The organism is Ruegeria sp. CDSA079, from assembly GCF_059612245.1.
Window position 1 is genome coordinate 1 of sequence record NZ_JBXWQF010000036.1, and the last position, 24,517, is coordinate 24,517.

A 24,517-nucleotide genomic window follows, 5' to 3' on the forward strand; every position below is an offset into this window, starting at 1 on the left:
GTTCGCAAAGTGCGCTGTCCCAAAAGTAGGGCAAACCTTTGCCGTATCTCGCCAAGGCCTTTTCAAAGGTACTCTGCACGCGCTTCAGGCAGTGGACCGGGTGCCTGTGCTGGCGCGTACACCCGTATGCGAGATCTGTCAGCGTCTCAGTGGTACCTTAATTCTTGGTCAGCCACATGAGGTTGGTCATCTGTTATGACGCGTGCCCACGCTTGAGCACTTAGACGACCCTTGATCCTTGAACGAGGGTCAGGTGTTTGGCAATTCACGTAGCCACTTGAACCGACACAGCTTGGTTCAGGTGCGAATTGGCTCGCAACGCACGCCGGAAACCCATCGCATTCAATAATTCGCCTTGGCGGCCAAAGCTTTGCAGGTTTTTACACTGACAGCCGGTTGGTGTGGCAAATCAGCCATAAATCTGCCAGACAAGATAACTTGTTAACCATGGTGCCCCTGCGTTAAGTGGATTGAACAAAAAATCCTCTCTATTTTTGCACATGCAAATAAAGTATGTACTGATGAGACCTAGGGGGGAAATAAAATGGGCGGGATCGCAAAGCAATGACGCGAGTCCTTGAGGCAGATCGTATCTCCGAAGTTCTGAAACTGGCGGGCCTGCAAGACCACCTGTCGATGTTCCGACAAGAAGGTGTGGACGACCAGATTCTTGACGAATTGACCGACCCGGAATTGCGTGACCTGGGGCTAAACGTCGGTGAAAGAAAGAGATTCCGCAAAGCGCAGGCCAAGCTGAAATCCAATGGCGCCTTGGCGCACGACCATCTGCGGTCCGAAGCTGAGCGCAGGCAGTTAACGTTGGTTTTTTGCGATCTCGTGGGGTCGACGCAGCTGGCACAACGATATGACCCGGAAGACCTGATGCAGATCATGAATCTGTATTTGGACACGGCGATTGGCACGTTGAAGCAGCATGGGTGCCACCTGGCCTATCGGCAAGGTGACGGCATCATGGTCTATTTCGGATACCCCAAGGCCATGGAAGACGATGCGGAGCGCGCCGTACGGGCCGTTCTGGAAACCATAGAGGCAGTGCAGAATCTTCAAAACGACTTTGGCGAAAAGCTTAACCTCCGCGCAGGGATCGCCACCGGAATGGTCGTTGTGGGCGTCGTTTCGTCCAAAAGCCTGGGGTCCGAACAATTTCTGGTTGGTGAGACGGCAAACCTGGCATCCAGGCTGCAGGGGCTGGCCGAACCGGGTGAATTAGTCGTTTCGTCCGAAACCATGCGACTTACGCGGGGAACATTCGAGTTCGAACCGCGCGGCAGTCACGACCTGAAAGGGTTCGAAAACCAGCGCGAAGTCTATTGCGCCCTGAAGGAAATCGAATCCACCAGTCGATTTGACGCCCGAACCGGGCAATCAGCGGTCGAGCTTGTAGCGCGGCGCGATCACCTGTCTTCCCTGACGCAACTTTGGGCGGACGTTCAGACGGGCTCGGGCCGGATGACCCTTATCGGTGGTGCGGCAGGGATCGGTAAGTCGCGGCTAATCAAGTCGTTGTCTGAAACGATAAAGACCAGGCCACTGACCCTGCAGTGTACGCCGCATTTGGCCAGTCTTCCACTGCATCCAGTGGTTAGTGAGTTGCGGCGGGTATCTGGCGACAAATCAAACGACAATGTACAAGCAGCGATATCCGCTTTTGTTCAATCCGCCTCACGTTTGAACGTCTCGGATTTGCCTGCCTTGTTAGAGCTGGCAGGCATCGATTCAGACGCGTCGACTGAACCAGATCCGCTGAAAAAGGCGCGCAAATCGATGGATGTGCTGCTACGCAGTATCGGAAGCATATGCGACAGGCGTGGCACGCTGCTGTTGGTGGTTGAAGATGTTCACTGGGCCGATGCGACCACACTGGATTTACTGGATGCGCTTGCGGCCAATTTGGCAGACCTTCCTGTACTTATGGTTCTGTCACACCGCCCTGAATACGAGCCGCCGGAACACTTTCTGGATGAGGCGGTCAACGTCGATCTGTCTCCACTGGCGCGCCCTGAAGCGTCCGAGCTGGTCCGACGCGTGGCCGAACCATACAGCTTGCCGGTGATCCTGATCCGGCAAATCATCGAAAAAGCCGATGGCGTACCGCTTTACATCGAGGAAATGACCAAGGCGGTTCTGGACCAGCTGCCCGCTGACGCCCCGATCAACGCCGAGGTGCTGGATGCACTGAGCGTTCCTTCCACCCTGCAGGACTCGCTGATGTCGCGTCTTGACCGGATGGAAAACGCCAAACCGGTTGCACAATTGGGATCGGTCATCGGACGCAGTTTCTCCGCTCGGATGATCCACGCAGTAGCGCAGGACGACATGGATGTGGACAGTGCCCTGCTGCAACTCATGGCAGCCGGTGTTTTGCTGATCACCAGCGACGATGGGTCGGCCACCTACACGTTTAACCACGCGCTGGTTCAGGATACCGCATATAACTCATTGCTGCGGGAAGACCGGCAAAAATTGCATCTTAAAATTGCCGAGGCTCTGCTGGACGGTCACACGGCGTTTGAAGCCCCAACCCCTGATACGATCGCACATCATTGCGATCTTGGCGGATTGAAGGACGAGGCCGTCACCAACTGGTTTACGGCTGGTGAGCAGGCTTTGTCCCGGCTTGCGAACTTGCCAGCGATTTCGGCGTTTCGGGCCGCGCTGCGCAACCTTGGGACCATGCCCGCCAGTGCCGAACGTGACGGGTTTGAACTGCGCGTTCAGATGAACATTCTGCCCGCCTATATGGCGATCTACGGCTGGTCTGCGGACCAGGTCGGAGAAACGGCTGCCCGCGCGATGGAGCTTGCCCAGGCTCTGAGTGACGGTGAGACACTGTTTGCGGCGACCTTCTGCCGCTGGACCAATTTCTTTGTTGGCGGACAGATGAACCATGCGATGGAGATGGGACAAGCGCTGGATACGATGGCCGGGATGACCGGGGATCCGATCGCCAACGTTCTTACTGCCCGCGCCCTGAGCTTCACCCATTATTTTCGTGGTGAATTCACGGAATGTGAACGCCAGCTTGACCGTGCCTTCGGCCTGATCACGCCAGAGCTTGATAGGGCGATGATGCCGATGACGCAATCCTCGACCCTAGCCTCACTGCTGGCGATTCAGGGATGTCTGCTGTGGCAAAAAGGTAGGTTTGACGAAGCTGAAGCAGCGCGGTTGAAATCCATCGAAGTCAGCAGAGCGCTGAGCCATGCGCCCAATCTGGTGTATATCATGGGTGCCTGCTGCATGTTCCTGCCCTATGCTGGTGAGTGGGACAGGATGGACGTGACAATGAAAGAAGCCCGCAAGATCGCCGATGAGGAAGGGTTCCTGTATCTGCACGCCATGCAGGACATTTATATGGGTCTTGCGAAGGCTGGCAAAGGCGACCTTGCGGACGTGCCAGAACAGATTGAGGCCCGCATGAACCTGATCTCGAAATCGGGTGGCAACTTCACGTTCCCTCAGAACCAGATCGTGCTGTCCGAACTCATGATCGATCACGGTGACATCGTTCGGGCGCTGGACCGGCTCGAGGCGGTCTGCGCCCCGGGTTGGGCGCGCGGAGAAACGTTAAACAAGCCGGAATATCACCGGGTTCGGGCCAAGGCATTTGCCGCACGCGGGGACTTGGACGCAGCCCGGAGTGAAGCAGAACAGGCATTGGCGCTGGCCCAAGGCATCGGCGCTGTTGTCCAGCAAGATCGAGCCAGACAATTAATGGACCGTCTGAACGAAACAAATTGAAAAAGACCAAGTGCTACGCCAAAACAGGGTGCACAACCAAGGGGGATTTGCAATGACCGACGCATTAGACTGGGGTGACGATCAGTGGAACACAGTGAACAAAGCTGTCCATGATGAGGCATTACGCGCCCGGGTCGCGGCGAGTTTTCTGCCGTTATACGGGCCGCTGCCCGCAGATACACAGTCTGTCCCGCTAAACCGGCTTGAACTGGTCGACAACGAAAACGGCACCGCAAAACGTCTTGGAGTCAACGACTTTGACACCACGCGCCTGACCACTGTTTCGGTGAACGTCTATCTGAAAGGCGCGCAGGTGGCCGACCCCGAGCTGTCCGCGGCCATGATCATGTTCCGCCGTGCCGCTGCAATTGTGGCACGGGTCGAAGACGACATCATCTTCAACGGTCAGCCCGGCACCGGAGAAGGCCCTAAACCCACCCCAAGTGCGCCCGCCTCGTTGCCGCCAATCTATACCGTCAGCGGCGGCGGTAAGTATGAAGGTCTGTTGGAAGCGGGTCAGAAATCTTCTGGGTCGTCTTCGACGAAGAAGACCTATACCGGCCCCGAGGTGTTCGAAGCTGTGGTTGCGGGTATCAATGAGCTGGAATCGCGCGGGTATCTTGGCCCCTATGCCTGCGTGATGGGCAATGGCCTTTTTCAAGCAGTAACAAAGCCGATGGAAAACTCGATGGTGCTGCCCCGCGACAGCATTCTGCCATTTCTGGATGGTCCGTTATTGCGCTCGGGTACCTTGCCTGCAAACAAGGCGGCGCTTGTGTCGCTGCAAGGTGCACCGGTTGAAATCGTTGTACCGTCCGAAATCGGGGTCAAGTACCTGCAGACCTCGGCAGAGGGTGAGCATGTCTTCCGCGTGCAACAGAAATTCCGCCTGCGGATCAAGGAAGAACAGGCTATCTGCACCCTAACCTGCTGACCGGGGGTCTGGTCGTGCGCGAGTTTACAGTCCGCGGTGTCACCCTGCGCTGGTCAGAAACGATCAGCGCCGCTGGTGACAAGCGCGCTTTGATTGAGGCCGGACCGTCCGTGTCGCCTCATGACACAGTGCGGCTGATCTGTTCGCAAGCCGGCGTCCCCGAGCGGGCCATTTGCGGCTGGCCCCTGCACTGCGATCCCAAAACAGGACTTCAGCACTTTGCCGCGATCTTGCCATCCGTGACGCACGACAAGACGCTCAGCTGGCGTCCGGTGTTGACATCCGGGGGCCGTGAGTATGACCCGGGACCTGACACTGCCCCAAAGGCGGCACCAGTGCAGCAGCCAAAGCCTGCGCAGCAGTCACCGGATCTGAATCATATCGCCAAGTTTATTGTCCCCTTCACCACCAACTTCCACCCCTCGGGCGAGACACCGGACGGGGTCTGGCTGCATTTTGCAATCAAAGAAGGCGGAACAGTCGAAGGTCCGCACCTGAAAGGGGTGATAGAGCCGGTTGGAGGTGACTGGATGCGCGTTCGCCCTGACGGCGTGGGGTTGCTCCACGCCAAGGCGCTGATCAAGCCAACCGACGGCGGCGCGCCGATCCTGTTTGAAGATACCGGCGTGTGTGATTTTGGCCCCGATGGCTATGCCGCACTGTTGAAGGGCAACCTGCCAACTTCGGCCCCTGTGCGGCTGGCTCCGCGTTACCTGACCTCAAACCCGCACTATAGCTGGATGAACCGGGTGCAGGGATTTGGCATTGGCGAAGCCAGCCTGTCAGATATCACCCTGCACTTTGACGTCTATTCCGCGAAAGGAACATCAGATGGCTGAAAAGGTTGTCATTCTTGGCGGTGGCGTGGCTGGCATGAGCGCCGCGCACGAACTGATTGAACGCGGGTTCGAGGTTGAGATCCACGAACGCCAGATGATCCCTGGCGGCAAGGCACGCAGTATCCCTGTGATGAAGGGCGAAGGCGATCATGGCTCGAAAGCGAAGCACATCAAGGCGCTTGAAAAATGGGCCGAGATGGACGGGGCCAGCTATCCGCCCGGAGTGAAACGTCCATGGTTGCCGGGCGAGCATGGGTTCCGGTTTTTTCCGAACTTCTATCGGCATATCACTGATACGATGGCCCGTACGCCTTATTATGATAAAGGCACGTGCTTTGATAATCTGGTGCCGACAACTCAGGTTCTGGTCTGTCAGTTCGACAAGCCCGGCATCATTGTACCCGAGCGGTTTCCACGCACTCTCAAGGACGTGGCGGATGCGTTCAAGACGATTGCGTTCGCGCTCTCGCCACGGGACCAAATCGCGTACGAGGATGTTGAACACTTCGTTGCCTGCATGTGGCGGATAGCGACGTCCTGCAAGGAACGCCGGTTTGACGAATATGAGCGGATCGGATGGTGGGATTTCATCGGTGCCGCAGAACGTTCCGAAGCGTATCAGAAATTCCTTGCCATCGGTCTGACCCGTTCACTGGTTGCTGCCAAAGCGACGACTGCCAGCACCAAGACCGTGGGCGACATTGCTGTACAACTGCAACTGGGCATTGCTACGCCTGAACCGCAATGCAACAGGTTGCTGAACGGACCCACCAACTTGGTCTGGATTCAACCCTGGCTGGATTACCTCAAAAGCAAGGGGGTCGTTTACAAGTTCGAGTCAAAGGTGACGGGCATCGAATACCAAAACGGACGGATCACAGGCGCGACGGTTGAACAGGATGGCAAAGAACAGAAAGTCACAGGCGACTGGTTCATCAGTGCCATGCCGATCGAGCGCATCGCGCCACTTCTCACGCCCGAGATGATTGCGGCCGACCCAGCCCTTGCCAAATTGCCACTGCTTGCAAACGACGTGCAGTGGATGAACGGCATACAGTTCTATCTGACCAAAGACGTCACGCTGACCAACGGCCACGTCATCTTCATTGACAGTCAGTGGGCCCTGACCGCCGTGTCGCAGAAACAGTTCTGGTCAGAGATCAACTTCGACAACTGGGCCGAGGGCAAAACCAAAGGCCTGCTGTCGATTGACATCTCGGAATGGGACAAGCCGGGCTTGAACGGAAAGACCGCGCGCAATTGCACCCGGGAAGAGATTGCAAAGGAGGTGTGGGACCAGCTCAAACGCAGCCTCAACGTTGATGGTGAAACCGTTCTGCGGGATGAGGACATGCACTATTGGTTCCTTGATCCTGATATTGTACAGGACCCCGAGGATCCAAAACGCCAAAGCAATGTGGAACCTCTGCTGGTGAACCGCATCAACAGTTGGCGGCTGCGGCCAGACGCTGCCACGCTGATCCCGAATTTCTTTCTGGCATCGGACTATGTGCGCACCTTTACTGACCTTGCCACCATGGAAGGAGCAAATGAGGCTGCGCGCCGTGCGGTCAATGCAATCCTGCAACGCAGCGGTTCGGATGCCGAACCCTGCCAGATCTGGGACCTGCACGAGCCTGATATCCTGAAACCGCTGCGCGCCTATGACTATGCCCGCTACCAAGCCGGCCTGCCCTGGGACAACCGGTATGCAGTCGCGGTCGAGGCCGCCTTGAAAATGGGTCAAGACTCTACAGGAGTTGACCGCGGTGGCGATGGCCCCCTTGCGGTCGTCGGAGAACCGGCTGCAGAATACTCAAAGCCCGGCGGAGTCATCGAAGATCCGGCCATTGCCGAGGTGCTGCGCATGATTTGCCCGCCGAAAGAACTGTTTGATCTGATGGCCAGTTATGAGCCCACCGCAGATCTGCCGATCCCCGGAGACGAGGTGGTCGAAGATGTGGCCTATGATCTGGGCCGCGATAGCGGTCAGTCTGATGTTCAGTCCAGAGTCTTGCCGCTGACGGATGCACCGTTCACCTCTGTCGGACCCGGGCTTGCCCCGACCAGCCCGGAAGAAAGCAAACCCCGCGTGATCATCACGCAGAAGGGTTAACCTCGTGAAACCCGGAACCGCGCATCTGGACCCTGCAGCAAAGCAGGAGTTTCTGAATCAGTTGACCTCTTACGGGGATAGTGCGCGCGAAACGCTATTGGGGCTTTTGCCAACTGGTGAGCCCCAGGCTTATCTCTACGGTCCGATACGAGATTACATCGAAACGTCAGGCAAAGGACTGCGGCCTGCTCTGTTACTGGCCACCTGCGAAGCCTTCGGTGGCAACAAAGAGGAAGCACAGGTGTCCGCAGCTGTGCTTGAGCTTCTGCACAATGCTTTTCTGATCCACGACGATATAGAAGACCAAAGCGATTTCAGGCGCGGGCGCGCATGTATGCACAAGCGGCTTGGGGTCCCTTTGGCCATAAACACGGGCGACGGGATGCAAGCGCTCGCCCTGCGGCTGTTGCGGCAGAACCTGGGTTCGCTTGGGTTGGAAACTGGAATACGCGTGGTGGATGAGTTCGACCATCTGCTCCAGCAATCTATCGAAGGTCAGGCGCTGGAACTGGGTTGGATAAGTGACAACAAGTTGAACGTGGACGCCTCGGACTATCTGCGAATGTGTCTGAAAAAGACCTGCTGGTACAGTTTCATCCACCCCATGCGGATCGGGGCATTGATTGCGCAGCCACAGGATGTCGCATCGGGCGCGCTGAACCTGGATGATTTCAACGCATTCGGCTTCTTTTTGGGGGCTGCGTTTCAGATACAGGATGACGTTCTGAACCTCGTGGGCTCGCAGGACAAATACGGCAAGGAAATCGGCGGCGATATCTATGAGGGCAAACGCACGCTGATGTTGGGGCAGCTTGGCCTGCACGCCGATGAACCGGAACAGAAGCGGCTGGCCGATATGCTGTCAAACCCGCGCGAAAGCCGGTCGACGCATGATGTTGCCTGGGTGCTAGAGCGCATGGACCACTATGGCAGTATCGGCTTTGCACAGGATGCGGCCAACGATCTGCTTGCTTCCGCCCGTCAGGAATTTGCGCAAGTGTTTGCCGGCACCCAAGAGGCCCCGCGTGCATTTTTGGGACAATTCATGGATTACCTCGTGACCCGTCAGGTCTGAGTGCCCGCGACCTCAAACACCACAACGATCGAAGTCTGCTCGGTCCCCATGCAGGCGATCCGGCCGTGATAAGCGCCCGATTCCGTCAAATCGGGTACGGTGACGACAACTGCCACATCAGTGGCCTCTCCGGCGGCCAGCCGAATCTGGGGTGGAAGAACGTTGACCCGGTTCGCAGGCAGTATTTCTCCATCTGGATTGGTCAGATCACCGGGTTCGAATTGCATTTCAACCGTCTCTGCGCCCTCGGGCGCAGCAAAGGACAACAAGATCGTGGCCGTTCCACCAGGGTGGCAGGTTTTGCGACAGGTGAAAGGCCCTTCGAGATGTTTCCGGCTGCCGCGCTCTGTCTCAAGCACTCGGCGCGCGATATCCGAAATCGGTTGCGTGTCCGGCTGCGACGCAATCGGGCTTATGACACGTGCCGGGCTTACATAGGGTTTTCGCTCGAAATAAGGCATGACCTAATGTGCACCTGCGGCGCGGATCAGTAAATGGAAAATCCACCTGCCAAGACGCCAACTCGGCTATTTTCCTTTCCAAACCGGATCGCGTTTTTCGGCAAAGGCGCGGGCACCTTCCAGTTGATCTTCGCTGGCATAAAGAACATCCACACTGCGCAACTGACGCTTTGTGATGCGATTCATCGCATCCTGGAATTTGGCATCCTCGGCATCGCGCACGATTTCCTTGATTGCCGCGTAAACCAATGGCGGCCCCGAAGCCAGAAGGCGGGCCAGTTCCCACGCACGAGCCATGAGTTGATCTGCAGCAACAATCTCGTTCACTAGGCCCCAGCGATTGGCTTCCTCAGCGTCGAACCAACGTCCGGTCAGCAGCAGTTCCATGGCAATGTGATAGGGAATGCGTTTGGGCAGCTTGACGCTGGCCGCATCCGCAACTGTACCTGACCGGATTTCCGGCAGGGCGAATGTGGCATGGTCGGCTGCAAGGATCATGTCAGCCGAAAGGGCCAGTTCCAGCCCGCCACCACAGGCGATACCGTTGACGGCAGCAATCACGGGTTTGTTCAGGTCGCGCAGCTCTTGCAGGCCGCCGAAACCTCCGACGCCATAGTCGCCGTCTACCGCGTCACCGTCAGCGGCGGCTTTCAGGTCCCAGCCAGGGCAAAAGAACTTCTCACCTGCACCGGTCAGAATGGCGACGCGTAGTTCCGGGTCGTCGCGAAACTCGGCAAAAGCCTCGCCCATTCTGCGGCTTGTGACCAGATCGATGGCATTGGCCTTGGGTCGGTCCAGCGTTACCTCAAGGATCGTTCCGTCCCGGCGGGTTTTGATAGGGTCCATTTCTCAGGCCTTTCTTATCAGAGCATCCACGGCAACGGCCTTGTCCGGCGTGCACAGGAGCGGGTTAACTTCGACCTCACCAAGCGTGTCGGCATTTTGCATAACGTAGGCCTGAACAGCCTCGACCGCAGCAATGATCGCATCCATATCAGCCGCTGGTTGGCCGCGATAGCCTGCCAGCAAGGGCGCGATCTTCAGTTGGTCCAGGGCGGCGCAAATGTCTGCGGGCGCGCTGGGTACCAGCAGGGAAACCGTGTCGCGCAGAACTTCGGTCAGCACGCCCCCTGCCCCCAACGTCAGAACAAATCCATGCGCGGGATCACGGACAACGCCGACCAGAAGTTCAGCAACGGTTCCGGTGATCATCTCTTCGATCAGGATGTCTTCGGTGCCGATGTCCGCAGCGACACTGACCACATCTTCGGTTTGGATGCCCAACCGAACGGCGGCGTGTTCGGATTTATGGGCCAACCCAACGCCTTTCACGGCAAAGGGGGCTTCCATGTCCTGCGCTGCCGCACGGGCTTCCGCTGGCCCGCAAACCGTACGGTTTTGCGGGATGCGCAGGCCGCATTCGGCCAGCGCCTGTTTCGACTCGCCTTCGGTCAGGGTATGGTTCGCTTCAACCGTGCCCGGCATCCAGACAGGGTGCGCAGAAGGGGCCGAGACCTGACCCGCCGCGCGGGTGGCCGACAGCGCCTCGCGCAGACCCATGAATGGAACAACGCCTCCCGCCATTAGGCATTGCGCGACGTCTTCAGGTAGTAGTTCAGGCAGCGTTGCAACGATTGCAAACCGAGCGCCGTTATCCTTGCGCACCCTCAACGCTGCTCGGGTTGCGCAGCTCCAGTCGGTGGCGTCGGTGGTCGGATAGTCGACAATTGAGTATGTCAGGTCGATATCCTCGCCCGTCATCCCGGACCATGCCTGTGCCATCGCCTCTTCGTCGCGCCAGATATAGGTGTGATAGTCCAGTGGGTTACTCAGCGCGACCATGGGGCCAAGCGCGTCACGCAGGCGCGCTTTTTTATCATCGCTCAGCCGAGGGAAGGTCAGGCCGGTGCCGATAGCCATGTCTGCGATCAGGCTCGCCTCACCCCCGGAACAACTGATCGAGGCGATGTTGCCGCCGGGGAGTGGCCCATAGCAGTGCAACAGTTTCAGCGTTTCGAGGAAATCAGGCAACGCAGCCAGACGTGGTATGCCCAGCCGGTCCAGAAGTGCCTGTGCGCCCGCATCGCTGCCCGCAAGAGACGCGGTATGCGATATGGTCGCGGACTGCGCCTGTTCCGATGCGCCGACTTTTAAGGCGACCAGTGGGATACCTTTTGCATACGCCTTGGCAGCCAGCGCCTCCCATTCGCGGACGTCCTTGAAGCCTTCGATATGCAGGCCCACGGCTGTGACGCGCGGATCGTCGATCAATGCCGAGGCAATCTCGGCCTGGCTGGTCTGGGCCATGTTTCCGCAAGCGACCATGTAAGCAATTGACAACCCGCGTTTCTGCATTGTCAGGTTGATCGAGATATTCGAGCTTTGCGTCAGGATCGCCACGCCCTTGTCGACCGGCCTCGCCCCGTGCTGGTCCGGCCATAGCAGCGCCCCGTCCAGCGCATTGATGAAGCCATAACAATTCGGGCCAAGGATAGGCATGTCACCGGCCGCAGCAATCAGCTGATCCTGCAAATCCCTACCGCTATCATCTTCTGCAACAGCCTCGGAAAAGCCTGACGCAAAACACACCGCCCCGCCTGCGCACATTCTGGACAAGACATGAACCGCCTCAATCGTGGCGTGGCGGTTGATGCCGATGAAAACTGCATCAGGGGCTTCGGGCAGGTCTTCGATATGGCCAAAGACTCTGTGGCCCGCAATCTCAGAGGCTTTGGGATGCACCGGCCAGATTTGACCTGCATAGCCCATACGTTCAGATTGCAGAATAACCTGCTGACACCAGGCACCACCGCCTATGACAGCGATGGTTTTCGGGCGCAAAAGCCGGGTCAGATCTTTGTTCATTGTCAGGCACCCAAAGGACGAAGAAGATCACGGCTGATGATGTGGCGCTGAATTTCACTGGTGCCGTCCCAAATGCGCTCAACCCGGGCATCGCGCCAGAACCGCTCGATCGGGAAATCATCCATCAGACCCATTCCACCGAAGATCTGCAGCGTGGTATCGGTGACCCGCGCCAGCATTTCCGAAGCATACAGCTTGGCCGAGGCGATCTCGCGGTTCGATGGCAGGTTTTGGTCCAGACGCCACGCGGCGGCCAGGGTCAGCCAGTCGGCAGCGTCGATCTCGGTGATCATGTCAGCGATTTGGAAACCTACACCTTGAAACTTGCCAATGGGCTGGCCGAACTGCTTGCGCTCGGCAGCATAGTTCAGCGCATAGTCAAAACAGCGCCGCGCGCGCCCAACCGAAAACGCCGCAACCGTCAGGCGGGTTGCGTAGAGCCATTCGTTCATTACCGCAAAACCGCCGTCGACCTCGCCCAGAACCTGTGCGTCGGGCAAACGGCAATTGTCGAAATACAGGATATAGTTCTTGTAGCCCTTATGGCTGACCGAGCTATAGCCCTCGCGCACTTCAAACCCCGGGGTGCCACGATCCACAAGGAAGGTGGTGATGCGTTTCTTGGGCCCTTTCGGGGTCTCGTCGACACCGGTCGCGATAAAGACGATAAAGAAATCCGCGTGTTCGGCACCTGAGATGAAGTGTTTCGATCCGTTGACAACCCAATCGCCGCCGTCCCGTGCCGCTTGACATTTCATGCCGCGCACATCCGAACCGGCATCGGGTTCCGTCATCGCCAGGGCGTCCATCTTTTCGCCACGCACCGCTGGCAAAAGGTAGCGTTCGCGCTGCTCATCATTGCAGGCCATCAGGATGTTTTGTGGACGACCAAAGAAATGCGTCAGCGCCATCGAGCCGCGGCCAAGTTCCCGTTCGACCAGGGTGAAATCCAGATGCGACAGGCCTGCGCCGCCGACCTCTTCGGGGAAATTACAGGCATAAAAGCCCAGATCGATGCATTTCTGCTTTATCTCGTTGCCCAGCTCTACCGGGACCGTTCCCGCGCGCTCAACCGCGTCTTCGTGCGGGTAGATTTCGTTTTCAACAAAGCTGCGGACCGTCGAGACGATCATTTCTTGTTCTTCGGACAAACCGAACTGCATGGCGCGTATCCCTTGGATCAGTAGTTGACCCAGAGAACGTCATCCCTCAAGTTCTCGACATGCAGTATTAGGCGATGACTATGCAGGATTCGAAATTTTTGCCAAAGTATTTCAACATTCTGCTCTTCGATGGGTTCTCGAACCATTGTCTTGCGAACATGGTCGAACCCTTGCGGGCAGCCAATAACATGTCGCGGCAAGCGCTTTATGCATGGAGGTTCTGTTCACTTGACGGGGCACCTGTACACAGTTCCAGCGGCCTAAGCGTCACACCGGATGGCGCAATCAAGGATCAGAATGGCGACGTACTGGTGGTTATGCCATCTTATGGCTTCCTGAAACTCGATACCCGGGCGACTGCGCGGGCCATTCTGGCCGCGTCAAAGCGGCATAGACAGGTCGCGGGATTGGACACCGGAAGTTGGCTGCTGGCACGTGCCGGATTGCTGGATGAACGCCGCGCGACCATTCATTGGGATGAGATTTCGCGGTTCGAAGAAAGCTTTCCAGCCGTCGACACAGTGCGTGAAAGATATGTGATTGATGGCAATCGGCTGACCTGTTCCGGGGCGATGGCGGCGTTCGACCTGGCTTCTGCCCTTATTCGCCACGATCATGGCCCGCTTTTGTCCATGGAAGTGGCGCATCTTCTGATGAGCCGCAACGGTCGCGATCCCTATGCTCTGCCGTTGAAATCCGAAGACACATTGGTCAATCGGGCGCTGGACGTGATGCAGGCGAATATTGAAGTGCCGCTATCAATCGCACAGGTTGCGCGACGCATCGGATGCTCGCAAAAGCGGATCGAAACCCGCGTACGGACCGAACTGGAAACCACACCGCAGGCACTGTATCGACGCTTGCGTCTGACGCTTGCGCGCAATCTTGCAGAGAATACGGAACAGTCCATTGCCGAAATCGCCGGGCGTTGTGGATATGAAAACGCCAGCGCGATGACCCGGGCGTTCAAGGCCGAATTCGGTCAAACCCCGACCGCGTTTCGGGCAAGCTGATCCGGTATCCAGGAGGCTCGCGCTCAGACTCGCGCGTCTCGCTTTTCCTGTTCAATCTGGCGACGGACATGGGCGTAATCAAAAATGCCATAGGCCAAGATTACAGCGGATAGCGGCAGAACCGCCATTCCCACCCAGACGAAAACCGAATCCGCATCAGCAAACTGCATCAATCCAAACCCGGTAATCGCCAAGCCCAACGCTGTTTTCACATAGGCCAGCAATGTGCGCCGGTTGGCCAGTTCGGTGCGCAGAAAGGCCAACACCATGTTGTCCAGCGCCCGTCGGGATTTGAGATCAGAAGGAGGAGTTTCGTCATCCATAGCTTATGGATGCGAAATTCGCGGCCGAACTCAAGAAAAATCCTTATAGCATCGCCCGAAGACCCAGCCAGAACGCAATCCAGCACAGAACCAGACTGAGGAGGATGTTTGCGGCCGCCATCAGGATGGTGCGTTCACGGTGCAGTTGCAGGGATTGATAGGCAAAGCTGGAAAAAGTGGTGAAGCCACCACAGAAGCCAAACACCAGGCGGCGTTCCTCTTCCGGTAGAATGTGGGGATCGCCCAGATAACCGACCCACACGCCCAGCAGCAGACAACCCGCCACATTCACGACCAGCGTCGACAGAGGCAACTCATGCACGATCACGCGGTTGAGCATATGCCGGGCGACCGCGCCCAGACCGCCACCAAGGGCAAATGCCGCATGCAGATAGAGATCACTCATTTGCGCGCTCTCCGGCGTGGTACTTACGTCCGATCGCCTCACCCAGAATGGCGGCGGCGAGGCCGAATACGATCTCAAGGATCAGTGCTAAGACCATATATGTGATTTCGGTGTGGTTCAGCCGATCGAGCTCGGCCACGAACGAGGAAAAGGTCGACAATCCACCGCAAAAACCAACTGCACCCAGATGCATGAAATGCGCATGAACCCGGTGCCGTACCGCATAAAGCCAGCCGATGAACAGACAGGCGGCGATATTGATTCCGAACGTCGCAGTCACGAAAGGCACGCCGGGTATCTCAAGCGACAGCACTTCGCGCAGCAGCGACCCAAGCGCGCCGCCGACAAAAACGGCGAGGTACATGAGTGTGCGCTGCAAGCCCGTGGCCCCCTGATCAGAATCGTATCGTTCGACCTATGTGCATACAGGCTTGGGGTTTAAACGCCAATGATCCGCGTATGAAGCCCGGCAAAGGTCAACGGAACGCGCCTTGGATCAGCGCGCCCGTCGATCGTTCAGAACCGCTGAGCCGAGGCGCGCTCCCAATCACTTGCAAACCCCGCAGGAATATCATCGGCCAGCAACCCACCTTCCGGAAGCCGTTCATAGAGGTCCGCATATGTGAACTCTTTTTCATCCGTTGAGCGGCGCAGAATGTCCGAAGGGTGCAAATCCGCCGCCTTTTCGTAGCCCATCGCGCCAAGGATTTCGCGGAAGCTTTCCAGCGTCGCATCGTGAAAGCGATGCACCCTCTGCCGTTTTTGTGGCACATTCACAGCCTTCGCGCGCTCCTGATCCTGAGTGGCAATACCAGTGGGGCAGCGGTTGGTGTTGCAATGCAGCGACTGGATACAGCCCACGGCAAACAGCATCGCACGGGCTGAGTTGCACATATCTGCACCCAGGGCGAGTTTTTCGATCACGTCATAGCCCGTCGCAACCTTGCCCGAACAGATGATGCGAACCTTGTCACGTACGCCAATGCCACGCAGGCAGTTGTCGACAAAGATCAACCCTTCATTCAAGGGCATCCCCAGCCTGTTGGAGTACTCCACTGGCGCAGCACCGGTGCCACCTTCGGCCCCGTCCACGGTGATGAAATCGGGCAAAATTCCAGTGTCCAGCATTGCCTTGCAAATGCTCATGAATTCCGACCGTTTACCGATACACAGCTTGAAGCCCACTGGCTTGCCCTCTGACATATCACGCAGGTGTTGCACGAACTCCATCAGCCCGGTGGGGGTGTCAAAGGCCGAATGAGCGGGGGGTGAGATCACATCTTTATGGGGTTCGACGCCGCGAATTTCGGCGATTTCGTCATCGACCTTGACCGCAGGCAGCACGCCGCCATGCGCAGGTTTTGCACCCTGGCTCAGCTTGATTTCGATGGCTTTGACCACATCCTTGCGGGCTCTTTCGGCAAATTTGTCTTTGTCGAACCCACCTTCGGGCGTGCGGCAGCCAAAATAGCCAGTGCCAATCTGCCAGATGATATCGCCGCCTTCGGCCAGATGGTGCGGGCTTATCCCGCCCTCGCCCGTGTTGTGGGCAAAACCGCCGTCCTTGGCGCCCCCGTTTAAAGCCTTGATCGCAGTATGGCTGAGGGCACCGAAGCTCATGGCAGACACGTTCAGGCGTGATGCATCGTAGGGCTTGGAACATTGCGGGCCGCCCAGCGTGACACGCTTTTCACTTTCTTCCACCTCTTTCGGTGACAACGAGTGATTGGTGCGGTGATAACCCACCTGCGTGATGTCGTACTGGGTGCCAAATGCCTGAGTATCCTGCTGACCCTTGGCACGGGCATAGACCAGACCGCGTGTGATCCGGTTGAAGGGCCGCCCGCTTTCGTTGGTTTCAACAAAATACTGGCGGATTTCGGGGCTTACGAATTCCAGCATGTAACGGAAATGGCCCAGTACCGGATAGTTGTTGAGCACGTTGTGATTGGTCGTCATCAGGTCATAGGCCCCGACTGCGATATAGGGCAGCACGATCACCAGCAGCCACAGCGCTGGGGTCCAGAACCAACCAAGCAGCAAGGTCAGGGGCAGGCCAAAAAAGGCAACCGCGTAGTATAAATTGCGTACAATCATGCGTCTGATCTCCGGTTTCTAACTTGGTTTCTACGCCCCAGCGTCAACGCTGCGCCTTGAGTTCTTTGACCCAATTGTCCCACTGGGCATGGTCACCCTTGGCCAGCAAGATGCCCTCTTTCAGTTTGGACATGCCAAAGCCCCAGGCCATCTTGGTGTCTACATGTGGCGGCATCACCAGTTCACCCGGCGTGACCATGGCATCAATGATGAACGGCTTGGTGCTGGCTTTGGCCTGCGCTACGGCCTCCTTTATGTCAGCGGCATGGTCCACCCGCACACCGTCACCACCGCAGACCTTCGCGTATTCGGCAAAATCGGGGTTCACCAGATCGGTGGCCATCGGGTTCACCGCATAGCCTGCAACCTCCATCTCCATCTTCACAAAGCCCAAGGTCTGGTTGTTGAAGACAATCACCTTGATCGGCCAGTCATAACGCACGGCAGTTACGAAATCCTGCATGGACATGCCAAAGCCGCCGTCGCCACAGAATGTCCAGACCTCACGCGAGGGGTCCAGCGCAGCCGCACCAAGCGCTGAGGGCAAGCCTGAGCCCAGCGAGGAATGGTTGAACGAGCCCACCATGCGCCGCCCGCCCTTCATACGGGTCTGCCGCGCCACCCAGATGGTGCATTCACCGATGTCCATGGCAAAAACCGCATCCTCTGCGGCCTGATTAGAAATCTCGCGGGCGAATAACTGCGGGTGCAGCGGTTCGCTTGCACGTTCGAGGCTGGCCTCCTTATCCTGTCGCGCCAACCACTTGTTGCAGAGCTTGACCTGATGATCGGCGAAGCTGAGGTCTTCATTAGCGGCGATCTGAGGCAACAGTCGGTCCAGCGTTGCACCGACATCCCCCAACAGGCCCGATGCGATAGGTGCGCGGCGGCCCAGATTTTCGACGCTTCGGTCGATCTGAACGATCTTGGCCTTCTCTGGCAGGAACCATTCATAGGGAAAGTCGGTGCCCAGCATCACCAGCACATCACAATCACGCACCGCGTGATAGCCGCCGGGGTTGCCGATCAGACCAGTCATGCCAACCACATTCGGGTCGTCATAGTCAAAGATGTCCTTGCCCTTCAACGTATGCACGAGCGGAGCGTTCAGTTTTTGCGACAGGGCCAGAACCTTATCTTTGGCCTCGCGGCAACCAACGCCAGCAAAAAGTGCCACCTTCTTGCCCGCGTTAATGATCTGCGCCGCGCGGGCGATTTCATCCTCGGGCGGTATCAGTGTTGAGGGCTGTTTCAGAAGTGGATGGAACTGATGCAGGCTGGGCACCTTTTGTTCGGACACATCCATAGGCAGCTCGATCCGCACCACCTCGCGGTTGATGAGCGCCCGTTGCACTGCGATCTGTGCAAGGCGTGGCATCTGATCCGGCGTGTGGATCACCGCCTGATAGTCGCACACATCGTCAAACGCCTTTTCCAGGTTCACTTCCTGATGATAGCCAGTGCCGCGCTCTCGGTGGGCGACCTGGCCAGTGATCGCCACAACACCCGCGCCTTCGCGTTTGGCATTATAGAGCCCATTGATCAAATGCAGTGCGCCGGGTCCAACCGTGCCTGCACAAATGCCGATGCCACCGGTCAGATGCGACTGCGCATAAGCCGCGTAAGCCGCATTTTCCTCATGCCGCATCCCTTTCCACTCGAACCTGTCATCCCCGCGCATGGCTTCGAGAAACGGGTTCAGCGCATCGCCGACCACGCCAAAGATCTGACGCCCGCCTGCATCCGACAATATGTCCAGCAGGACCTCACACACGTTTTTCGCCATGTCTCTCTCTTCTCGTCCCGAATGAATTCAATGGGATATAGCCAACATCGTGTCCCACCTTTTTTCAATAGCCATCCCCAAAAACCAAGATGGATCGCGGAGTCTTCATATCATTTACTGGTCAACTAGACATGACGCCTTGCGCAGGATGCCTTTTCATTCCAGCGCCTAAATCAACGCCGATACCACGACGCAAAAGAAACTATATCAAGTGGATCAAGGCTGGCATCTACAAGGTTGTGAGACAAGATCAATTCGCAAGTGCCGCCATTGCCAACATCCAGCAGCCAAACGACATGCTGCGGTAAGCCCAAGTTGCAGCCCTTCGCTGTGTGCTGTAATCGCCCGTTGTGCTTTCTGTTCGGCATCCAGCTTGCGAGACATGTCAGCAAACGTTACTCTGGCCCCAGGCCGTTCTGAGGCGGCCCCCTGGTCTGCGGAAAGCTGTCATCGGCACCTCTCAGAGAATGAATGAAAACCACATCGGTTTCTCAGCCCGGATTAGCGGACCGTCGGGCAGCGGAGGGAAATCCGATGACCAAATCACTCGATCAACTGCGCCGTGATGCCAAGGCTCTGGGCAAAGCGCTGACTGCGGGCGACAAAGGCGCGCTGCTGCGCGTCCATGGCATTGTTCCGACCCCAAGGAACGGGGTCTACAAACACGCGGATTGTCTGCATATCATCGCACGAGAGACCGGATACGCTTCGTGGCCAGCATTGAAACGCGCTATTGAAATACACGGTATGGATCGCGCACAAAAACAGGGACGGCTGCGTTGGGCGCTTTACAACGGCTCAAACGAGACGATCGCACATCTACTTGCGGACGAGCCGGACCTTGCCGACGGTCAAGTGCCTCTCCTCGTTGCGCTGTACGACGTGTCAGCGATGCGCAGGATCCTGGCGCATGACGCGGACGTCGCGACGCGCGATTATCCACCGCGTCGACCGATGTGCCATCTGGCGTTTTCGAAACATATCAAGGCAGCGCCCGAGAAAGAAGCTGAGATGCTCGCCATGGCGGAGTTACTTGTCGCGCATGGGGCAGATGTGAATGACAGTTTTGCATTCGAACCGGACGCAGAGCACCGCTTGTCGGCGCTCTACGGCGCCATCGGCCACGCTGACAACATGCCGTTGGCCAAATGGTTGTTGGAAAATGGTGCAAATCCCGACGACAATGAATCCCTCTACCACTCCACCGAACTCGGTCATACTGAAGGCCTTCGTTTGCTGTTGAAGCATGGCGCGCATTCCAAGGGCACAAATGCGCTGCCCCGGGCTATTGATTTCAACAACGCCGCTACCGTTCGCTTGTTACTCGAACATGGTGCTGACCCTAATGAAGGCATCAACCCACACCCGTCGGGTGAACCTTCCTTGGTGATCCCCGCCCTGCATCAAGCGGCCCGGCGTTTGGCTTCAGGCGAAATCGCTCAGCTTTTGCTGGACCATGGCGCGAACCCAAATACTGTCAGTCGCGGCCACTCACCCTATGCCTTTGCCCGCATCTTCGGAAACCAGGATGTAGCGGCAGTATTGGAACGGGCGGGCGCGTCCACGCAGCTTTCGTCGACGGAAGAACAGCTTGCGCGCGCAGCGGACGGGAAACCAAATCCGAATGATCGGATCGACATGAGTACATTGTCGGACGAGATGAAATATCTTCTGTGCCGCCTCGTCTGGCGTGAAGGCACGCTGCCTCACATGCAACGCCTGGTCGTGATGGGCTTTGACCCCAATCTTCCGGACGAGATGGGAATGACGCCACTGCACCTTGCCGGCTGGGAGGGGATGTACGACGTTATGTCGTATTTTCTTACTCATGACCCAGACCTTGACCACACAAACGCCTACGGAGGCACACTGTTGTCGACGATCATCCATGGGTCGGAAAACTGCCCGCAAAAAAAGCACCGCGATCACATCGGGTGTGCACGCTTGGCACTAGATAATGGTGTGGCGCTCCCCCGAAAAGCTTCGCAATTTGCAACTGTGCCCGAGATATCCGCCTTTCTTGCTGATTGGGCAGAGTCGCATCCCGAACAAATCGCGGAGCACGGGGTGGTTTGAGGTCAAGATCTGCACCAGACCAACGGTCTGGCGTAGCCAGAAAACTCATCTGTCGATCTTCGTCGGAAGTATCCACCCCAATGGTGCGTGTTGAACTGGTCCAAACGCTTTAAAACCGGTCTTCTCGTAAGCGGCGACAGCAAGAGCTGTGTCGCCAGAAAGGCGCTCCTTCCCAGCTTCGAAGAAATCCTTGAACCAACTGTCGTACAGGCTTTGGGCAATAGAAGTCGCTCACGCGGGGCATACCTGCTGCGATGTGACGTCTCCAAAGCGGGCTTTGGCAATCCACGGTGTCGTCTTGGTTGTTGGGTATCTGGCCTTAGTTCACTTTTTGCGAACCCATCATGCCTATAATCTCTTATCTGTGTTTGATTGAAGGACTAGATTTGGAACCGGAAATTTATGTAGGCATTGTTAGTGCTGAAAATTCAGCTTTCTAGGCGTTTTGCCGACCGAATTCACAAGGTTGAAACGCAACGGTTATTGGTTGGGCGGAGCGAAAGTCAGTTTCCTGTGATTGACACAATCTCTTTCTGGCGCACGTTACGGACTATACATCTGAACCAAATACCACTATCGCCAAGTCTTTCCCGGCATTTGGTGACCCATGCAAGATTTCTCTGCCCTCCCGAAAACCCTATCCATAGCGCTGTCCCAAAAAGGCTATAGCGGCTTGACGCCTGTACAAGAGGCCGTGTCAGACGAAGCGCTGGCAGGAAAAGATCTGCTTGTCTCTGCGCAAACAGGTTCGGGCAAAACCGTGGGCTTCGGGCTGGCAATGGCGGAAGAACTTCTCGATAAGCACGGTCGATTTGACAGACCAGCGGCACCTTTGGCCGTGGTTATCGCACCCACGCGCGAATTGGCCTTGCAAGTTCGGCGAGAGTTCGACTGGCTGTTTGCTGAGGCCGGGATAGTCACTGCATCGGCAGTAGGTGGTATGGATGCGCGCACAGAGCGCAGGACACTCGAGCGCGGTGCACATGTCGTGGTCGCCACGCCTGGGCGGCTGCGCGATCATATCTCACGTGGGGTGATCGACCTGAGCGATCTGCGGACCGTCGTTCTCGACGAAGCCGACGAAATGTTGGACATGGGGTTCGCCGAAGACCTTGAATACATCCTTGATCAAACGCCTAAGAACCGGCGTACCTTGATGTTCTCGGCCACTGTTCCGCGAGGCATCGCCAAGCTTGCCCAGACTTACCAGAAAGAAGATGCGCAGCGGATCAAGGTCGGAAGCACAGAAGCACAGCATTCGGACATTACCTATAGTGCGTTGAACGTGGTCCCGTCGGATATCGAAAAAGCGATCATCAATTTGCTGTGCTATCATGACGTACAGACCGCGATTGTGTTCGCCAATACCCGCTCCATGGTTGCGCGTTTGACCGCGAAATTCTCCAATCGGGGATTTTCTGTCGTCTCACTGTCAGGGGAACTTAGCCAGGCAGAGCGCACCAATGCGATGCAAGCCCTGCGTGACGGGCGCGCGCAGGTCTGCGTTGCAACGGACGTGGCCGCCCGCGGAATTGATCTTCCAGGGTTGGAGTTGGTGATCCATGCCGATCTGCCCTCTAATGCGGAAACTTTGCTGCATCGCTCTGGACGGACAGGCCGTGCCGGACGCAAGGGAACGTCCATTTTGATCGTGCCAGGTCGGCAACGCTCAAAGGCACAACGATTGCTGAAGACAGCCAAGTTGGAGGCCGAATGGGGTACCCCGCCCTCTGCGGATGAGGTGTTTGCGCGGGAAGAGGAACGCATCATTTCCAATCCCGCCCTGGATGAGCCGCCAAGTGCCGAAGAAACGGCTTTTGCGGAACGGCTGCTCAAGGGAAGAACTCCAGAGCAGGTCGCGGCAGCCTATATGCGCCTCTACCGAGAGCGCCACTCAGCACCGGAGATCCTGGGAACGACGCCAGAATCTGGAAAACGCAACACTGATAGGCGCGCGGTGTTTGGGCCAAGCACTTGGTTCTCGCTTTCAATAGGGCGCAAACAACGCGCGGAGCCGCGTTGGCTGCTGCCAATGCTGTGCCGCAACGCGGGTTTATCCAAAGACGCCATCGGCGCAATCCGCGTTCAGTATCAAGAGACCTTTGTCGAGATTGCCAATGATGCTGTGCCCGCAATGAAACAAGAATTGGGGGCCGAGCTCACCATAGAACAAGGCGCGACGCTGACTGAGCTGGCAGGCAAACCAGATTTCGATGCCTCTCCTAAGGGACCGCCAGCGGCACCACATTCATCAGACGACACAGCCAAAAACCGAGGGCCTCGTGCAGGCAAGCCGTCGAAAGCTGCGCGCGTCTCCGAACTTTCCGACCAAGATGCCCAGATTGCGTCCGAGCGCCCAAAGGGCAAAGAAAAATCCGCTGCGCGTACGTCGAATGGACAAACAAGTGAAGGCAAGCCAAAGCAGGACAATGCCCTGCAGGCGCAGCCGAAGCGCGAGCGCGTAAAGGCAAAACCAAAGCCTGCCGCGAGGGATAAGAAGCAACAAAAACAAGACAAGAACGCTTCTGACACATCAAAACCTCTGAAAGCACGAAAGGCGCGTCACAAGGCCAACAACAAAGACGCAAACACGCCGCGTTCAAAAAGCAGAAACGTCAAGGGCGGAGAAGCAAGACCTTTCCGCAAGCCTTCTAAGAGAAATTGAGCGTTCAGATACCTGTCGACAAACCGGTGCGAGAAGATACGTGCTTTGTTTGAAGAAAAGCGATTTGGCGCGATTTTTCGGCCCATAGCGAACATTGAACAGCTAAGCTATTGACGCAGCAGGAGCCCGAAAGCTGCCCTTCAACGAAGACTATGCCGTGGAAGGTTCGAAGGAAGGCCCACATTCAGAATCATGTCCGCGAGGTTGATTTCCCGCGGGGCATGGTCTGGGTCGAGTATGACAACAGAATACTGTTGGAGAGGCCTGCACAGCTCCCATCGGCAAGGCCGAGGCGGCCCTCAGTTCTGTCGCGCTTTTCGGAATGCCCTTGCGGCCAACGCCGACCATTGTTCATTCGGTTTTCATATTGCCCTGCATTGGAACAGATCAGAGAAGCCCGCGCCGTATGGTCTCGGACCATTCCTTCGTCAGAACTTTGGTTTGCGCGCTGCCTTCGGTGGCGCACAATTTGCGGTAAAGATAGAAATTCTCGGTGTCGCAACGCATGGTGCATTCGGTTTCGATCGACACCTGCCAATCGTCCCGTTCGAACGTAAAGCTCCAGGTGGTATCGAACCGCGCGGTGGCGGGGTCGTCGGGATGCACCGTATAACGCATCCGCACATTGCTGCCGACGATCATATCGTGATACGGATCACGCGTCTTTCCATAATCGTCGAAGGTTTCCAGGACCTCGGTCCCGTCGCTGTCTATCGCGCGGTTGGACTGCGATGCGGGCGCGCGCAACTGTTCGGCATCCAGAAGCGGAAAATCCAGCGCCGAGCCAGGCGCGGCGGGGGCGATTTCCTCTTGTATCGCGCGCACGGGCAGCTGCAGCGCGCAGCCCGCCAGATGCAGCGTGACCTGCGCAGCCTGTGGTGCGGGCCAGATAATTGGCCAGTAAGAACCGGACAGGGCCAGCCGCAAGGTGTGACC

At 57.2% G+C, this 24,517-nt stretch carries 17 protein-coding genes and 1 pseudogene; 8 read left to right on the forward strand and 10 right to left on the reverse strand.

Features of this window, described 5'->3' with window-relative positions; translation table 11 throughout:
• The first annotated feature begins 564 nt into the window (after positions 1-564).
• From AC2FJZ_RS21545 to AC2FJZ_RS21565, 5 genes are read left to right on the forward strand one after another with little or no spacing between them, the layout of a single operon-like run.
• On the forward strand, positions 565-3,762 hold the full coding sequence (locus AC2FJZ_RS21545) for an adenylate/guanylate cyclase domain-containing protein (protein ID WP_496780234.1): 3,198 nt from the start codon (positions 565-567) through the stop codon (positions 3,760-3,762).
• Between the two features lie 52 nt (positions 3,763-3,814).
• Positions 3,815-4,696, forward strand: coding sequence for an encapsulin (locus AC2FJZ_RS21550; protein WP_157054175.1), 882 nt, complete (start codon positions 3,815-3,817; stop codon positions 4,694-4,696).
• Between the two features lie 14 nt (positions 4,697-4,710).
• The gene (locus tag AC2FJZ_RS21555; protein ID WP_496780236.1) at positions 4,711-5,535 is read left to right on the forward strand and encodes a DUF3237 domain-containing protein; all 825 of its coding nucleotides are present in this window, start codon (positions 4,711-4,713) and stop codon (positions 5,533-5,535) included.
• Complete coding sequence (locus tag AC2FJZ_RS21560) at positions 5,528-7,651, forward strand: hydroxysqualene dehydroxylase (protein ID WP_496780238.1); 2,124 nt, start codon at positions 5,528-5,530, stop codon at positions 7,649-7,651. Before AC2FJZ_RS21555 ends, AC2FJZ_RS21560 begins: the two co-directional genes overlap by 8 nt.
• A 4-nt stretch (positions 7,652-7,655) precedes the next feature.
• Positions 7,656-8,726 carry a polyprenyl synthetase family protein gene (locus tag AC2FJZ_RS21565; RefSeq protein ID WP_496668344.1) on the forward strand — a complete coding sequence of 357 codons (1,071 nt, stop codon included), beginning with the start codon at positions 7,656-7,658 and terminating at the stop codon, positions 8,724-8,726.
• On the opposite strand, the gene AC2FJZ_RS21570 is transcribed toward AC2FJZ_RS21565, so the two are convergent.
• From AC2FJZ_RS21570 to AC2FJZ_RS21585, 4 genes are all read right to left on the reverse strand, one after another.
• On the reverse strand, positions 8,717-9,187 hold the full coding sequence (locus tag AC2FJZ_RS21570; protein WP_496668346.1) for a hypothetical protein: 471 nt from the start codon (positions 9,185-9,187) through the stop codon (positions 8,717-8,719). The genes AC2FJZ_RS21565 and AC2FJZ_RS21570 overlap by 10 nt on opposite strands.
• Before the next feature lie 66 nt (positions 9,188-9,253).
• Positions 9,254-10,033, reverse strand: a complete 780-nt coding sequence (locus tag AC2FJZ_RS21575) for a carnitinyl-CoA dehydratase (protein ID WP_050603706.1) — start codon at positions 10,031-10,033, stop codon at positions 9,254-9,256.
• A gap of 3 nt (positions 10,034-10,036) precedes the next feature.
• On the reverse strand, positions 10,037-12,052 hold the full coding sequence (locus tag AC2FJZ_RS21580) for an acetate--CoA ligase family protein (protein WP_496780240.1): 2,016 nt from the start codon (positions 12,050-12,052) through the stop codon (positions 10,037-10,039).
• 2 nt (positions 12,053-12,054) lie between these two features.
• Positions 12,055-13,215, reverse strand: coding sequence for an acyl-CoA dehydrogenase family protein (locus AC2FJZ_RS21585; protein WP_050603704.1), 1,161 nt, complete (start codon positions 13,213-13,215; stop codon positions 12,055-12,057).
• Positions 13,216-13,295: 80 nt separating this feature from the next.
• On the opposite strand from AC2FJZ_RS21585, the gene AC2FJZ_RS21590 reads away from it, so the two are divergent.
• A complete protein-coding gene (locus AC2FJZ_RS21590) occupies positions 13,296-14,228 on the forward strand; it encodes a GlxA family transcriptional regulator (protein WP_496780243.1) in 933 nt (310 codons plus the stop codon).
• A gap of 23 nt (positions 14,229-14,251) precedes the next feature.
• Here the strand turns inward: AC2FJZ_RS21590 and AC2FJZ_RS21595 are convergent, their stop codons facing one another.
• The 5 genes from AC2FJZ_RS21595 to AC2FJZ_RS21615 form a co-directional block, all read right to left on the reverse strand.
• Positions 14,252-14,551: a DUF202 domain-containing protein gene (locus AC2FJZ_RS21595; protein ID WP_496780245.1), complete on the reverse strand. Its 300-nt coding sequence runs from the start codon at positions 14,549-14,551 to the stop codon at positions 14,252-14,254.
• Between the two features lie 43 nt (positions 14,552-14,594).
• Positions 14,595-14,957 (reverse strand): fluoride efflux transporter CrcB, encoded by a 363-nt coding sequence (crcB, locus tag AC2FJZ_RS21600; protein WP_496668356.1) that lies wholly within the window; start codon positions 14,955-14,957, stop codon positions 14,595-14,597.
• Positions 14,950-15,336: a fluoride efflux transporter FluC gene (locus tag AC2FJZ_RS21605; RefSeq protein ID WP_496668358.1), complete on the reverse strand. Its 387-nt coding sequence runs from the start codon at positions 15,334-15,336 to the stop codon at positions 14,950-14,952. Before AC2FJZ_RS21605 ends, crcB begins: the two co-directional genes overlap by 8 nt.
• A 137-nt stretch (positions 15,337-15,473) precedes the next feature.
• A complete protein-coding gene (locus AC2FJZ_RS21610) occupies positions 15,474-17,054 on the reverse strand; it encodes an FMN-binding glutamate synthase family protein (protein WP_496780247.1) in 1,581 nt (526 codons plus the stop codon).
• Between the two features lie 43 nt (positions 17,055-17,097).
• Positions 17,098-18,840, reverse strand: coding sequence for a thiamine pyrophosphate-dependent enzyme (locus AC2FJZ_RS21615; protein WP_496780249.1), 1,743 nt, complete (start codon positions 18,838-18,840; stop codon positions 17,098-17,100).
• Positions 18,841-19,374: 534 nt separating this feature from the next.
• Here AC2FJZ_RS21615 and AC2FJZ_RS21620 point away from each other — a divergent pair.
• Positions 19,375-20,916, forward strand: a complete 1,542-nt coding sequence (locus AC2FJZ_RS21620) for an ankyrin repeat domain-containing protein (RefSeq protein WP_496780251.1) — start codon at positions 19,375-19,377, stop codon at positions 20,914-20,916.
• Between the two features lie 673 nt (positions 20,917-21,589).
• A complete protein-coding gene (locus tag AC2FJZ_RS21625; RefSeq protein ID WP_496780253.1) occupies positions 21,590-23,581 on the forward strand; it encodes a DEAD/DEAH box helicase in 1,992 nt (663 codons plus the stop codon).
• Between the two features lie 387 nt (positions 23,582-23,968).
• On the opposite strand, the pseudogene AC2FJZ_RS21630 reads toward AC2FJZ_RS21625, so the two are convergent.
• Positions 23,969-24,517 (reverse strand): annotated as a pseudogene (locus AC2FJZ_RS21630) (CocE/NonD family hydrolase); the annotation flags it as partial.

Bases quoted from the DNA above. Each gene is read 5' to 3' on its own strand.
- AC2FJZ_RS21545 (WP_496780234.1), top strand. From the start codon at position 565: ATGACGCGAGTCCTTGAGGCAGATCGTATCTCCGAAGTTCTGAAACTG.
- AC2FJZ_RS21550 (WP_157054175.1), top strand. From the start codon at position 3,815: ATGACCGACGCATTAGACTGGGGTGACGATCAGTGGAACACAGTGAAC.
- AC2FJZ_RS21560 (WP_496780238.1), top strand. From the start codon at position 5,528: ATGGCTGAAAAGGTTGTCATTCTTGGCGGTGGCGTGGCTGGCATGAGC.
- AC2FJZ_RS21570 (WP_496668346.1), bottom strand. From the start codon at position 9,187: ATGCCTTATTTCGAGCGAAAACCCTATGTAAGCCCGGCACGTGTCATA.
- AC2FJZ_RS21575 (WP_050603706.1), bottom strand. From the start codon at position 10,033: ATGGACCCTATCAAAACCCGCCGGGACGGAACGATCCTTGAGGTAACG.
- AC2FJZ_RS21580 (WP_496780240.1), bottom strand. From the start codon at position 12,052: ATGAACAAAGATCTGACCCGGCTTTTGCGCCCGAAAACCATCGCTGTC.
- AC2FJZ_RS21585 (WP_050603704.1), bottom strand. From the start codon at position 13,215: ATGCAGTTCGGTTTGTCCGAAGAACAAGAAATGATCGTCTCGACGGTC.
- AC2FJZ_RS21590 (WP_496780243.1), top strand. From the start codon at position 13,296: ATGCAGGATTCGAAATTTTTGCCAAAGTATTTCAACATTCTGCTCTTC.
- AC2FJZ_RS21595 (WP_496780245.1), bottom strand. From the start codon at position 14,551: ATGGATGACGAAACTCCTCCTTCTGATCTCAAATCCCGACGGGCGCTG.
- crcB (WP_496668356.1), bottom strand. From the start codon at position 14,957: ATGAGTGATCTCTATCTGCATGCGGCATTTGCCCTTGGTGGCGGTCTG.
- AC2FJZ_RS21610 (WP_496780247.1), bottom strand. From the start codon at position 17,054: ATGATTGTACGCAATTTATACTACGCGGTTGCCTTTTTTGGCCTGCCC.
- AC2FJZ_RS21615 (WP_496780249.1), bottom strand. From the start codon at position 18,840: ATGGCGAAAAACGTGTGTGAGGTCCTGCTGGACATATTGTCGGATGCA.
- AC2FJZ_RS21620 (WP_496780251.1), top strand. From the start codon at position 19,375: ATGACCAAATCACTCGATCAACTGCGCCGTGATGCCAAGGCTCTGGGC.